This is a genomic window from Glycomyces sp. L485, assembly GCF_022548875.1.
Classification (GTDB): domain Bacteria; phylum Actinomycetota; class Actinomycetes; order Mycobacteriales; family Micromonosporaceae; genus Glycomyces.
Genome location: NZ_JAKZEW010000148.1, coordinates 1 through 205, shown reverse-complemented (window position 1 = coordinate 205; position 205 = coordinate 1). Strand labels below are relative to the sequence as shown.

1 pseudogene is annotated in these 205 nt (G+C 40.0%); it reads left to right on the top strand.

What is annotated here, in order from left to right:
* Positions 1 to 205: pseudogene (locus L0U85_RS20310) on the top strand (hypothetical protein); the annotation flags it as partial.

The window sequence follows — 205 nt, the reverse complement described above, 5'->3', positions numbered from 1 at the left end:
CTAATGAACAATTAGCAGCAGTATTTGTGTTACAACAAATTTTAAATCAGCTTGAAAATTCTGGTTTAACCATTAGTGAGGCAGTTCAAGTAGTGCAAGCAGCTGCAGAGGATACGCAGCTTCTTACTAACTCAGGTGTGGATTCTAATATGGTCACAGCTGTGTTCAACGCTGCTATAGCATCTACAACCGACACCAATGTTCA